The organism is Flintibacter faecis (assembly GCF_014287875.1).
Lineage (GTDB): Bacteria > Bacillota > Clostridia > Oscillospirales > Oscillospiraceae > Lawsonibacter > Lawsonibacter faecis_A.
Map to the genome: position 1 here is coordinate 18677 of NZ_JACOPN010000009.1, position 12853 is coordinate 31529.

Annotated in this window: 10 protein-coding genes; 5 read left to right on the top strand and 5 right to left on the bottom strand. The window is 62.3% G+C overall.

Features of this window, described 5'->3' with window-relative positions; translation table 11 throughout:
• The first annotated feature begins 48 nt into the window (after positions 1-48).
• From H8S55_RS12000 to H8S55_RS12010, 3 genes are all read left to right on the top strand, one after another.
• Complete coding sequence (locus H8S55_RS12000) at positions 49-669, top strand: TetR/AcrR family transcriptional regulator (RefSeq protein ID WP_186879150.1); 621 nt, start codon at positions 49-51, stop codon at positions 667-669.
• A gap of 98 nt (positions 670-767) precedes the next feature.
• Positions 768-2537: an ABC transporter ATP-binding protein gene (locus tag H8S55_RS12005; protein ID WP_186879151.1), complete on the top strand. Its 1770-nt coding sequence runs from the start codon at positions 768-770 to the stop codon at positions 2535-2537.
• A gap of 3 nt (positions 2538-2540) precedes the next feature.
• Positions 2541-4271 (top strand): ABC transporter ATP-binding protein, encoded by a 1731-nt coding sequence (locus H8S55_RS12010; RefSeq protein WP_186879152.1) that lies wholly within the window; start codon positions 2541-2543, stop codon positions 4269-4271.
• Positions 4272-4383: 112 nt separating this feature from the next.
• On the opposite strand, the gene H8S55_RS12015 is transcribed toward H8S55_RS12010, so the two are convergent.
• The 5 genes from H8S55_RS12015 to H8S55_RS12035 all read right to left on the bottom strand — a co-directional run bounded on the left by H8S55_RS12015 (position 4384) and on the right by H8S55_RS12035 (position 9133).
• Entirely contained in the window at positions 4384-4827 is a 444-nt protein-coding gene (locus H8S55_RS12015) for an Hsp20/alpha crystallin family protein (RefSeq protein ID WP_186879153.1), read from the bottom strand.
• Positions 4828-5123: 296 nt separating this feature from the next.
• On the bottom strand, positions 5124-7157 hold the full coding sequence (locus H8S55_RS12020) for a sensor histidine kinase (protein ID WP_186879154.1): 2034 nt from the start codon (positions 7155-7157) through the stop codon (positions 5124-5126).
• The gene (locus H8S55_RS12025) at positions 7154-7849 is read right to left on the bottom strand and encodes a response regulator transcription factor (RefSeq protein ID WP_186879155.1); all 696 of its coding nucleotides are present in this window, start codon (positions 7847-7849) and stop codon (positions 7154-7156) included. Before H8S55_RS12025 ends, H8S55_RS12020 begins: the two co-directional genes overlap by 4 nt.
• Positions 7850-8011: 162 nt before the next feature.
• Entirely contained in the window at positions 8012-8491 is a 480-nt protein-coding gene (locus tag H8S55_RS12030; protein ID WP_186879156.1) for a hypothetical protein, read from the bottom strand.
• Between the two features lie 354 nt (positions 8492-8845).
• Entirely contained in the window at positions 8846-9133 is a 288-nt protein-coding gene (locus tag H8S55_RS12035; protein ID WP_186879157.1) for a DUF1294 domain-containing protein, read from the bottom strand.
• A gap of 329 nt (positions 9134-9462) precedes the next feature.
• Here H8S55_RS12035 and H8S55_RS12040 point away from each other — a divergent pair, with 329 nt between their 5' ends.
• Together H8S55_RS12040 and argH are read left to right on the top strand one after the other, a co-directional pair.
• Positions 9463-10680 carry an argininosuccinate synthase gene (locus tag H8S55_RS12040; protein WP_186879158.1) on the top strand — a complete coding sequence of 406 codons (1218 nt, stop codon included), beginning with the start codon at positions 9463-9465 and terminating at the stop codon, positions 10678-10680.
• A gap of 201 nt (positions 10681-10881) precedes the next feature.
• A complete protein-coding gene (gene argH, locus H8S55_RS12045) occupies positions 10882-12264 on the top strand; it encodes an argininosuccinate lyase (protein WP_186879159.1) in 1383 nt (460 codons plus the stop codon).
• Positions 12265-12853 lie beyond the last annotated feature (589 nt).

Sequence of the window (12853 nt, forward strand, 5' to 3'; positions counted from 1 at the left end):
CACTGCTATATTTCTGAGAATGATCTGAAAATAAGAGGAGGCCCGCCTATGAGCGCAGAACATCCCTCCACCCTGGAGCGCATCCACGCCGCCGCCCGGGACGAGTTTTTGGAGAAGGGCTTTCAGGAGGCCTCCCTGCGGAACATCGTCAAGACCGCCAGGGTGACCACCGGGGCCTTCTATGGCTACTACGGCAGCAAGGCCGAGCTGTTCCGCGCCCTGGTGGGGGAGGTGTACGACACCATCCTGGCCACCTATCAGGCCGCCTTAGACGCCTTTGCCAGTCTGCCCTTAGAGCAGCAGCCCGAGCAGATGGGCAAGATCAGCCGCCAGTGCATGAAGGACATGCTGCAATATATGTTCGCCCACCGGGACGCCTGCCATCTGCTGCTCCGGTGCGCCGAGGGCACCAAATATGCCTTTCTCATCGACGAGATCGTGGAGCGGGAGGTAGACTCCACCCACCGGTATTACCAGACCCTGGCCCAGCTGGACCAGCCCGTCCCCCCCATCGATCCCTGGCTGGAGCACATCCTGGTCACCGCCATGATGAAGGGCTATTTCGAGATCGTCCTCCACGACATGCCCCCCGCCGCCGCCCAGCGCTATCTGGAGGAGCTGAACGACTTCTTCACCGCCGGCTGGGCCAGGATCATGGGGCAGGCGTAAGTTCCCTTTGCAAACTACGGGGCTTTTGCCCCTTAGTTTTTCCCCGTCGGTTAGTTATAACTAACTGGCTATCACTCTTTTTCTAGGAGGTATGCCACTTGAAAAAATCGTCCGATCTCTCCCGGCTGCTGGGCTATGCCGGGGGGCGGCGGGTGCTGACCTATCTCTCCTGGGTCCTGTCCGCCGTCAGCGCCCTGGTGGCGCTGGTCCCATTCTGGTACATCTGGCGCATCTTAAAGGAGGTGCTGGAGACCGCCCCCGACTTTGCCGCCGCCATTCACATCGTCCCCTGGGGCTGGCGGGCGGTGGGCTTTGCCGTGCTGTCCGTCCTGCTGTACATCGCGGGGCTGATGTGCTCCCACCTGGCCGCCTTCCGCATCGCCACCAATCTGCGCCTGGCCCTCACAGAGCACATCGCCCGCCTGCCCCTGGGGCAGATCCAGGTGTCCGGCAGCGGCAAGCTCCGCCGCACCATTGCCGACACCGCCGGGGCGGCGGAGACCTTTTTGGCCCACCAGCTCCCCGACCAATACCGGGCCATGGCCACGGTGGCCGGACTGCTGGTGCTGCTGCTGGCCTTTGACTGGCGGCTGGGCCTGCTCAGTCTGCTGCCCGTGGCCCTGGGCTTTGCCTGCATGTCCGCCATGACGGGCAAGTCCATGCAGGAGAAGATGACCGAGTATCAAAACGCCCTGGCCGACATGTCCAACCAGGCGGTGGAGTATGTCCGGGGCATCCCCGTGGTCAAGACCTTTGGCCAGACGGTGTTCTCCTTCCAAAAGTTCAAGGACACCATCGACAACTACCAGCGCTGGACCATCGCCTATACCAAGCAGTTGCGGGGGCCCATGACCGCCTATACCCTGGCGGTGAACAGCGTGTTCGTTTTCCTGATCGTGGGCGGCTTCTGGCTCTCCGGCAAGGGGGTCACGGCGGCGTTGCTGCTGGACCTGCTGTTTTACATCATCATTACCCCGGTGATCTCCCTCACCCTGTCCAAGCTGATGCTGATGAGCGAGAACACCATGCTGGTGACCGACGCCCTCAAGCGCATGGACGCGGTGCTGAATGCCCCCGCCCTCAGCCGCCCGGCCCGGCCCCAGTCCCCCAAGGACAGCGCTGTGGTCTTTGACCACGTCACCTTCCGCTATGACGGGACGAAAAACGCCCTGGAGGATATCTCCCTCACCATCGGCGCGGGGGAGACGGCGGCGCTGGTCGGTCCCTCCGGCGGCGGCAAGTCCACCCTGGCCAGCCTGGCCGCCCGGTTCTTCGACCCCACCTCCGGAACCGTGTCTATCGGCGGGGTGAACGTGAAGGATATGGACCCCGGCCAGCTGATGGACACCGTGTCCTTTGTGCTGCAAAACAGCCGTCTCATTAAGGCCAGCATCCTGGACAACGTGCGCCTGGGCCGCCCGGACGCCAGCGAGGACCAGGTGATGGCCGCCCTGGAGCAGGCCCAGTGCATGGACATCATTGAAAAGTTCCCCCAGGGGGTCCACACCGTCATCGGCAGCCAGGGGGTCTATCTCTCCGGGGGCGAGATGCAGCGCCTCGCCATCGCCCGGGCCATTTTAAAGGACGCCCCCGTCCTCATCCTGGACGAGGCCACCGCCTTTGCCGACCCGGACAACGAGCGGAAGGTCCAGGCCGCCCTCACTCGCCTGGCCCAGGGCCGCACGGTGCTGATGATCGCCCACCGGCTGTCCACCGTCACCGGGGCGGACAAAATTTTCGTGCTGGAGGAGGGCCGCCTGGTCCAGCAGGGCAGCTTCGCCCAGCTGAGTCAGAGCCCCGGCCTGTTTGGCCGCATGTGGAACGAGTATCAGCAGTCGGTGGCCTGGAACGTGGCAAAGGAGGCTTGAACCATGAAACAAAAATTACAGCGCCGCTTCGCCTTGTCCTCCAAGGGGGCGGACGACACCATCCGCGGAAGTCTGTTCTGCGCCCTGCAAAATGTCGCCTTTATGCTGCCTGTTGGCCTGCTCTACTGCCTGGTGCGGGACCTGCTGAACGGCGGCCTGGCGGGCCGGGGCGGTTTCTATCTCATCGCCTGCGTGGCCTGCTGCCTGTTCATCGTGGTCAGCACCTGGCTGCAATATAACGGCACTTTTTTGGCTACCTACGTGGAGACCGGGGTGCGCCGGGTCAGTCTGGCCGAGCAGCTGCGGCGGCTGCCCCTGTCCTTCTTCGGGAAAAAGGACCTGGCCGACCTCACCGCCTCCATCATGAACGACTGCGCCGTGCTGGAGACCAGCCAGTCCCACTTCGTCTGTCCCCTCATCGGGGCCTGCGTCTCCACCGTGGTCATCGCCCTGGGGCTGCTGGCCTTCAACTGGAAGATGGCTCTGGCCGCCGTGTGGCCCCTGCCCGTGGCCTTTGCCATTGTGGCCCTGGCCGCCCGGGTGCAGGAGGGCTTCTCCCGCCGGTCTATGGCCGCCCGCATCGCCTGTGAGGACGGCATCCAGGAGTATGTGGAGACCATGGCCGACCTGCGCGCCAACAACGCCCAGGATACCTATTTCCAGGGCCTGGCCGGAAAGATCCGGGCCATGGAGCACCGGGCCATTATCTCGGAATTCGGCACGGCCACCTTTGTGGTGTCCGCCGGGCTGGTGCTGCGGCTGGGTATGGCCACCACCGCCCTGGCCGGGGCCTGGCTGCTCACCCGGGGGGAGCTGGACGTGCTCACCTTCTTCCTGTTCCTGCTCACCGTCTCCCGGCTGTATGACCCCCTGGAGGGCAGCCTGCAAAACCTGGCGGCCATCATCGCCACCAGCACCAACATCCAGCGGATGAACGAGATCATGGACTGCCCCGTTCAGACCGGGGCCGAGCAGCTGACCAACAGCGGCTGCGACGTCACCTTTGACCACGTGGGCTTTGCCTACAACGACGGGGAGGCCGTCCTGCGGGACGTGTCCTTCACCGCCCGCCAGGGGGAGGTCACGGCCCTGGTCGGTCCCTCCGGCGGGGGCAAGACCACCGTGTCCCGCCTGGCCGCCCGGTTCTGGGACGCCACCCGGGGCAGGATCACTGTGGGCGGCATGGACGTATCCCAGATCGCCCCGGAGACCCTGATGGGCCTGTACTCCATCGTGTTCCAGGACGTGACATTGTTCAACAACACCCTGATGGAGAACATCCGCATCGGCCGCAAGGACGCCACCGACGAGGAGGTCCTCTCCGCCGCCCGCCTGGCCAAGGTGGACGAGTTCGCCGAAAAGCTGCCCGACGGCTGGGACACCAACATCGGGGAGAACGGCTGTCAGCTCTCCGGCGGCGAGCGCCAGCGGGTGTCCATCGCCCGGGCCTTTTTAAAGGACGCCCCCATCATCCTCCTGGACGAGGCCACCGCCAGCCTGGACGTGGAGAACGAGACCGCCATCCAGACCTCCCTGTCCCGGCTCATCCAGAACAAGACGGTGCTGATGATCGCCCACCGGATGCGCACCGTGGCCGGGGCGGACAAGATCGTGGTGCTGAAGGACAGCGCCGTGGCCGAGGAGGGCTCCCCCGCCCAGCTGCGCCAGTCCGGCGGCATCTTCGCCCACATGGAGCAGCTCCAGCAGGAGAGCAGCCAGTGGAAGCTGGGGTGAACCCGGCTTTCGGCGCTCCCCCGCAAGACAGCAAACCGCCCCCGCCGCTGCGTTGCTTGCAGCGGCGGGGGCGGTTTGTTATGTTCTGCGTTTACCTGTGACAGGCGACCCGTCAGTCAATGGCGATGGTCGTGGTCTTGGGCAGGGCCTTCTCCCCGGCCTTGGGCACGGACAGCTTCAGGATGCCGTCCTCGTACTTGGCGGAGACTTCCTCGGGCTTGACGGCCTCGCCCACGAAGAAGCTGCGGCTGCAGGCGCCGGCATAGCGCTCCTGACGGATGTACTTGCCCGCCTTGTCCTGCTCGTCCTTGTCCACGCCCTTGGCGGCGCTGATGGTCAGGTAGCCGTCCTTCAGATCCACGTTGACCTCGTCCTTCTTGAAGCCGGGCAGGTCCACATCCAGCTCATAGCTGTTCTCGGTCTCCCGCACGTCGGTCTTCATCAGGTTCTTGGCGTGCTTGCCATACAGGGGGTCGTGGCCGTGGGGATTCATCATACCGAAGGGATCAGAGAAGAAATCATCGAACAAATTCTCACCAAAAATGCTAGGTAACATAATTATTCCTCCATTCAACTTGAAACCGTTCTCAGGCCGTCCGGCCAAACCGGACGTTGTCGAATCTTGTTACCGTTGTTTGTTATCTTATCGTTCCTCCCGGGGGACTCTCTCAAGCCCCTCTCTCTTGGAACAACTATATCATAGCACCAATTTTGGCAGAGTCAATAGGCGAGTGCTAATGTTAACAAAATAAGTGATGTTTGTTCATATTTTATGCGATTTCTTTTTTGTTTTCCCATTTTTATTCCAATTTTCTCTGGAACAGCCCTCTTTTCAAGTCCCGCACAGGCTCTTTAGTTGGCCTGGGGCAGGGTGACTTCTGCTTTAAAGAGGTCCCCGTCCACAGTGAGCCGGAACTCGCCCCCCTGCAGCTCGGTGAGGCTGCGGGCGATGGACAGCCCCAGGCCGGAGCCCTCGCTGCTGCGGGACTCCTCCCCCCGGACAAAGCGCTCCATCAGCCGCTCCGCCGGGACGTTCAGCGCCTCCCGGGAGACGTTCTTCACCGACAGGGTCACCTGGCCCTTCCCCCGGGAGAGCTCCACATAGATGCGGGTGCCCTCCATGGCGTATTTGGCGCAGTTGGACAGCAGGTTGTCGATGACCCGCCACAGGTGCCGCCCGTCGGCATAGACCCAGGTCTCCCCCTCGGGCACGGTGGTCACCACCGTCAGCTTCCGCTCCTCCAGCTTCTCTGTCCACTCCCCCAGGGCCTGGTCCAGCAGCTGGGACATGCCGATCTTCTCCCGGCTGACGCTGAGCACGCCGGTGGATGCCTTGCTGGCCTCCACCAGGTCCTCGGTGAGCTTTTTCAGCCGCTGGGACTTGCGGTCCAGCACCTCGATATACTCCGCCGCCTTGGGGTCGGTCTGCTGGGTGGTCTTCAATAAGTTTACATAATTTATGATGGAGGTAAGGGGGGTCTTCAGGTCGTGGGAGACGTTGGTGATGAGCTCGGCCTTAAAGCGCTCGCTCTTCATCTTCTCGTCCACCGCCCCGGCAAGGCCGATGGAGATGTTGTTCAGGTCCTCGGCATAGGCCCGCAGGTCGGCGGGCATCCGGGCGGTGTCCACCCGATAGTTCAGGTCCCCGGCGGCGATGGCCCGGCTGCCCCGGCGCAGGCGGGCAAAGCTGGTCGTCCACCGGCACAGCAGCACCAGGGCCGCCCCATTGACCAGGATGACCAGCAGCCCGCCGCCATAGCCCATGGCCGCAGACAGAACATTGGCCAGCAGATAGACGAAAAAGCCCGCGATGGTCCGCCAGGTCAGGGGCAGCTGGCGGACCAAGTCCCCCACGCCCCGATACACTGCGCTCCAGCCCCGGCAGAGCAGGCTGGTCCGGCCCAGGGTGCCCGTGCGCAGGCGCACCGCCAGCGTGCGCAGCAGCAGTGCTGTACACAGCATGGCCCCGGCGAAGGCGGCAGCTCCCCCTGCGATCACCAGGTCCGCCTGCCACTGCATCTCCGCCCGCTCTGACCATATCTCACCCGCAGCGGCCGCCTGACAGGCCATTCCCGCCGCCGCTGTCAGCAGAACGTCCACAGCCCCTGCCCCCAGCAGATAGACTTCCAGATAGATCTTCTCCTGCCAGGTGGGGACGCAGCCCTCCCCCGCCGACAGGCACAGCAGACAGACCAGGCTGGCCAGCGCCGCCAGCAGCAGCGCCGCACCCACCCCCACCCGAAAGGCAAACTGCCCCTGGGCCCGGGTGATCTCCTGCCGCAGCCGGTAGAAGCTGTCGTCGATCTGCGGCTCAGCCGCCACGCCATACTCCAGGATATACTGGCCGTCGGCGTCCTCACCGTTTCTCGCCACGTCCTCCCGGTCGGAGGCCGTCTGGTTGGGCTGCCGCGTCCAGCCGTAGTACTGGGCGTAATAGACATAGCTGTCCAGCCCCTCGGCGGCGTAGGCCCCGGGGACAAAGCTGGCATAGCCGATGTGATCCACGGCGGTCAGCAGGCTCTCCCCATCCCCCAGGTTGGAGGACAGCTCCTTCCCGCTCCGGTCCAGCAGGCGGAAGCGATAGTTGGTCTGGCTGGCGTCCGCATCCGCCTCAAACTCCGCCATGGCGCCCTCCAGCTGCTGGCGCTCCACATAGCTGATGGTGTCGCTCTCCAGGGCGATGGAGTCGGCCACGGAGGTGGCCACCCGGTCGTTCCAGCTCTGGCACAGCGTTTGAAACTGGCGGCTGTCCTGCCAATAGACCCCCTGCCACTCCAGAGTGGACAGGGCGCTCAGTCCTAAATAGGCCGCCAGCAGGGCGCACACCGCCATAGCCGCTGCGGCCGCCCATACTCCGCTGCGGCCGGCGTGTCTCGTCTCCTTCATCGCACGCCCTCCTCCAGCTTATAGCCCAGGCCCCACACCACTTTTAAATACCGGGGGTCGGCGGGGTCGATCTCGATCTTCTCCCGCAGGTGGCGGATGTGGACGGCCACCGTGTTCTCCGAGCCATAGGCCGGGTCGTTCCACACCTGCTCATAGATCTGGGCGGAGGAGAACACCTGTCCCGGGTGGGACAGCAGCAGCTTGAGTACGTTGTACTCGATGGGGGTGAGGGCCACCGGCTCCCCGTCCACCGTCACCCGCTTGGCCCCGTCGTCCATGGTGATGGGTCCCACGGTGAGCAGGCCGGGGCCCTTGTCCGCACCCCCCAGGCTGGTATACCGCCGCAGCTGGGACTTCACCCGGGCCATCACCTCCAGGGGGTTGAAGGGCTTGGTGATATAGTCGTCCGCCCCGATGTTCAGGCCCAGTATCTTGTCTGCGTCCTCGCTCTTGGCGGTGAGGAGGATGATGGGCACGTTGTTCCCCTCCCGCAGCTTGGCGGTGGCCCGGATGCCGTCCAGCTCGGGCATCATCACGTCCATCAGGATGAGATGGACCTCGTTCTGCTCCACAGCCCGGATGGCCTCCCGGCCGTTATAGGCCTTCAGGGTGCGATAGCCCTCGCTGGTGAGATAGATGTCCAGGGCGGAGACGATGTCCTTGTCGTCGTCACAGATCAAAATGGTATACATAGGCTGCTCTCCCTTGCGTCATCAGATTTCTTGTCTCTTGTGTCTAGCATAACACACCGTTATGAAGTTGCAAGGGCGAATTTTCTTAAGAAATGTTAAAGACCGCCGCCAAAGCCCCATTTCAGGGCTCTAGCGGCGGCCAATTTTGCTCTCTTATGTTTCTTATGTCTCCACCGGGACGGCCTCCGGCACGGCCTGGACCTCCTCCGTGGCATAGGTGCTGTTCCACAGCTCCCGAATCCCGGTGCGCCGGTCCACCCGATAGACATCCGTCCGCATCACCTGGGCAGACACATCCACCCAGACCTTATAATAGTTCTCGTCGGCCGGGACGAACACCGGCGTTCCGTCCGTGCCGCCCAGCTCCCCCAGGGAGACAGTCACCGGGACGGCCCTGTCGGGAAACTCCGCTGTCAGCTCCAGCTCGGGGCCGCCCTGGTCCACCCAGAACAGCAGGCCGCCCCCGGTCCCCGTCCCCATGGACATGCCGCCGGGATACTGCCGCCCGGCAAAGCCGCCGCCCTGTACCTGCACGCAGCCGCCGGGCTGGGTCTCATAGGTATAGCGGCTCTCCCGCACGCCGCTGATGACCAGCAGCAGGACAGCTGTCACTGCCGCCGGGATCACGATGTTTCGTTTCATGGATCAGCCCCCCTTTCTCCGGCTTTCTAAGCAAATTATATAATATTTGTCCCAGCAGTCAAGATTTTATTTGTGAACTTTTGTGTGAAACGCAAAAATTCCGCCGGACCGTGGCTGCGGTCCGGCGGCGGGAGGATGCACATGAGTCGGGCGTCTCAGCGGCTGCTGGGGGTCTGCCGGCTGTTCTGTGTCTGGGGCTGCTTCTGCGGCTCCTGGGGCTGCCGGGCATCCTGGGTCTGGGTGCGCTGGGTGCGGTCCTTGTGCTTTGCCTGCATGGTCCAAGCCTCCTTTGCATTGGGTCTGGGGATAGTCTGGACCGATCGCTGGAGAACTATACCGAAAGAAGAAATTTTTTTATCCCCGGAACCGCCAAAGGCACCAGCCCGCCCCGGCCAGCTGGAGGAGCAGCAGCAGGGGGAAGCCATATTGAAAATACCAGTGGCGGGTCTTGTGGCGGAACAGGCGCATCCCCGCCACGCCCCCCAGGGCCCCGCCGAAAATGACTGGGAGGAACAGGGTCCTCTCCGGGATGCGCCAGGCGTTCTTTTTGGCCCGGCGCTTGTCCAGGCCCATGAGGACAAAGGCCAGGACGTTCACCGCAATGAGATAATAGGATAGAACCTGCCAGAAGAGCCTTGGCATAAAGATGCACCTCGTTTGTTTCGATATTCACTCTTTTTTATTTGTTTGAATTTTTCTCAGTGTACCCCATTCCGGCCCAAAAGGCAAGTCCCTGGCTGCTTCTGTATGCACGACAATGTATAAAATTCAGTGATTTTCTGCATAATATTCATTTTTGGTGAAAATATACGGATAAGCCGGGAAAAAATATGGATAACTATGCGAATAGGGGGTTGCAATTCCGTCCAAGGAGTGATAGACTGACAACACTGAAACAACAGGAAGGCCCATTCTTCCGCAAAACGTGCGGAATTCCCCTTCCAAACTGTCTTTTATGGAGGAAATGCATCATGGCTGAAGTGAAAAAAGTTGTGCTCGCCTATTCCGGCGGTCTGGATACTTCCATCATCATCCCCTGGCTGAAGGAGAACTACAATAACCCCGAGATCATCGCCGTCTCCGCCGACGTGGGCCAGGGCAGCGAGCTGGACGGTCTGGAGGAGAAGGCCATCAAGACCGGTGCCTCCAAGCTGTACATTGAGGACCTGACCGACGAGATGGTGGACGACGTGATCATCCCCTCTATGATGATGGGCGCCAAGTACGAGGACTATCTGCTGGGCACCGCCTTTGCCCGTCCCGTCATCGCCAAGCGCCTGGTGGAGATCGCCAAGAAGGAGGGCGCCGATGCCATCTGCCACGGCTGCACCGGCAAGGGCAACGACCAGGTCCGGTTCGAGCTGGCCATCAAGCGCTTCGCCCCCGAGATGAAGATCATCGCCCCCTGGCGTGAGTGGTCCATCAAGGGCCGTGACGAGGAGATCGACTATGCCGAGGCCCACAATGTGCCCCTGAAGATCTCCCGTGAGACCAACTACTCCAAGGATAAGAACCTGTGGCACCTGAGCCACGAGGGTCTGGACCTGGAGGACCCCGCCAACGAGCCCAAGTATGACGAGCCCGGCTTTTTGGAGATGGGCGTGTCCCCCGCCGTGGCCCCCGACCAGGCCACCTATGTCACCCTGGACTTTGAGAAGGGCTGGCCCGTGGCTGTCGACGGCGAGAAGATGAAGGCCAGCGACATCATCCGCAAGCTGAACAAGCTGGGCGGCGACAACGGCATCGGCCTTCTGGACATCGTGGAGAACCGTCTGGTGGGCATGAAGGACCGGGGCGTGTACGAGACCCCCGGCGGCACCATCCTCTACCGCGCCCACGAGGTGCTGGAGATGATCACCATCGATAAGGACACCAAGCATATGAAGCAGAAGCTGGCCGTGGACTTTGCCGACCTGGTGTACAACGGCAAGTGGTTCACCCCCCTGCGGGAGGCCCTGCAGGCCTTCGCCGTGGACACTCAGAAGCACGTCACCGGCACTGTGAAGCTCAAGCTCTATAAGGGCAACATCATCACCGCCTCCGTCACCTCCCCCGAGACCCTGTACTCCGAGGACCTGGTCACCTTTGAGGAGAGCGACTATGACCAGAAGGACGCCCAGGGCTTTATCAACCTGTGGGGCCTGCCCGACACCGTTCAGGCGCTGCGGGACCAGGGCAAGCTGAAGTAAGACGCAAATAGACGCTTTTGAGAGTGGGGACCCGCGCGTCTCCACTCTCAATTTCATATTGGATTTTAATTGTGCGTTTAAATGATCCCCCGTAGGGGCGGCCTGTGGCCGCCCGGGATGCCATTCGCTCCCTGCGGGCGGCCACAGGCCGCCCCTACAGCAATGGACGAAGCGGGAGAATGATGAAAGGTAGAATATGCTATGAAGCTTTGGGCTGGACGGTTTCAGAAGGAGACCGATACACTGGTAAACGACTTTAATTCCTCCATCGGCTTTGATGCCCGGCTGTATCAGCAGGACATCCGGGGCTCCATCGCCCACGCCGCCATGCTGGGCAAGCAGGGAATCATCGAGGAGCACGAGGCCGAGAAGATCATCGAGGGCCTGAAGGCCATTCTGGCCGACATTGAGGACGGCAAGGTGGAGTTCTCCATGGACAACGAGGACATCCATATGAACATCGAGGCCATGCTGACCCAGCGCATCGGCGACGCGGGCAAGCGGCTGCACACCGCCCGGTCCCGGAACGACCAGGTGGCCGTGGATACCCGCCTGTATGTAAAGGAAGAGATCCCCGCCATCATCAAGCAGGTCCTGGACCTGGAGCAGGTGCTGGTGAAAAAGGCCGAGGCCAACCTGGACACGGTGATGCCCGGCTACACCCATCTGCAGCGGGCCCAGCCCACCACCTTCGCCCACTATATGATGGCCTATGCCAATATGTTCAAGCGGGACGTGACCCGGCTGGAGGACTGCCTGGCGCGGCTGGACGAGTGCCCCCTGGGTGCCGGGGCCCTGGCCACCTCCACCTATCCCGTGGACCGGTTCCAGACCGCCCACGCCCTGGGCTTCCACAAGCCCACGGACAACTCCATGGACTCCGTCTCTGACCGGGACTACGCCATCGAGCTGATGGCCGATCTGTCCATCCTGATGATGCACCTGTCCCGCTTCTCTGAGGAGATCGTGCTGTGGTGCTCCTGGGAGTTTAAGTATGTGGACCTGGACGACGCCTATTCCACCGGCTCCTCCATCATGCCCCAGAAGAAGAACCCCGACGTGGCCGAGCTGGTCCGGGGCAAGACGGGCCGGGTCTACGGCGCACTGGTCACCCTGCTGACCATGATGAAGTCCCTGCCCCTGGCCTATAACAAGGATATGCAGGAGGACAAGGAGGCCATCTTCGACGCCATCGACACCGTGGAGCTGTGCCTGCCCGTGTTCGCCGCCATGGTGGACACCCTCACCGTCCGGCCCAAGAACATGGCCAAGGCTGCCGCCGGCGGCTTTATCAACGCTACCGACTGTGCCGACTATCTGACCAAGAAGGGCCTGCCCTTCCGGGAGGCCTATATGATCGTGGGCCGCCTGGTGAACATGTGCATCAAGTCCGGCGACACCCTGGACACCCTGACCCTGAAGGACTTCCGGGCCATCTCCTCCCTGTTCGACGAGGACGTGTACGATGCCCTGGCCCTGAAGACCTGCGTCAACGAGCGCAAGGTCTATGGCGGCCCCGCAAAGGAGAGCGTGCAGAAGCAGATCGAACTCATCCGCCAGTTTGTCGGCGAGCACACCAAGTAAGGCGGCAGGCCCTCTCCGCCCAGTGTGCGCACTGGACACCTCCCCCAAAGGGGGAGGCAAGACTGTCAAAAAAGCCTGTCATTGCGAGGCCGATTCCCCTTGTCAAGGGGAAATGTCCCGAAGGGACAAAAGGGATAGGGAGGCCCAACGGGCCGACGTGGCAATCCGTAACCCCCGTCCCTTGGCCCCCTTGTTAAAGGGGGCTGTCAGCGAAGCTGACTGAGGGATTCCGGTTTTAGGACAGCTTTCCGGGGGCCGGAATCCTTCCGTCACGGGCTGCGCCCGTGCCACCTCCCTTTGCTGTTGGACGGGGATACGGATGCGGCGTACCCCTTGCGGGTGCTGCGCTCCTGGCAATAACAGCGCAGCATACTTGGCTCTCCCTGCGGGAGAGCTGGCACGGCGTAAGCCGTGACTGAGAGGGCCGTTCTCCGTTCAGCCTAAAAAAGCACTTGCTGACCCCAGAAATAATCCACAAAAATGCAGGACATTGTGGAAAACAGTTGCAAAAGGGCCACGGACCGGGTATGATTGTGGCGAAAAGCCTTTCGCGGCGGGGGCAAGCCCCCGCCTGCGCATTTTATCCGGG

Coding starts and splice junctions, on each gene's coding strand:
- H8S55_RS12030 (WP_186879156.1), bottom strand. CDS start 8,491: ATGAAACGAAACATCGTGATCCCGGCGGCAGTGACAGCTGTCCTGCTG.
- argH (WP_186879159.1), top strand. CDS start 10,882: ATGAAGCTTTGGGCTGGACGGTTTCAGAAGGAGACCGATACACTGGTA.
- H8S55_RS12000 (WP_186879150.1), top strand. CDS start 49: ATGAGCGCAGAACATCCCTCCACCCTGGAGCGCATCCACGCCGCCGCC.
- H8S55_RS12020 (WP_186879154.1), bottom strand. CDS start 7,157: ATGAAGGAGACGAGACACGCCGGCCGCAGCGGAGTATGGGCGGCCGCA.
- H8S55_RS12010 (WP_186879152.1), top strand. CDS start 2,541: ATGAAACAAAAATTACAGCGCCGCTTCGCCTTGTCCTCCAAGGGGGCG.
- H8S55_RS12015 (WP_186879153.1), bottom strand. CDS start 4,827: ATGTTACCTAGCATTTTTGGTGAGAATTTGTTCGATGATTTCTTCTCT.
- H8S55_RS12035 (WP_186879157.1), bottom strand. CDS start 9,133: ATGCCAAGGCTCTTCTGGCAGGTTCTATCCTATTATCTCATTGCGGTG.
- H8S55_RS12040 (WP_186879158.1), top strand. CDS start 9,463: ATGGCTGAAGTGAAAAAAGTTGTGCTCGCCTATTCCGGCGGTCTGGAT.
- H8S55_RS12025 (WP_186879155.1), bottom strand. CDS start 7,849: ATGTATACCATTTTGATCTGTGACGACGACAAGGACATCGTCTCCGCC.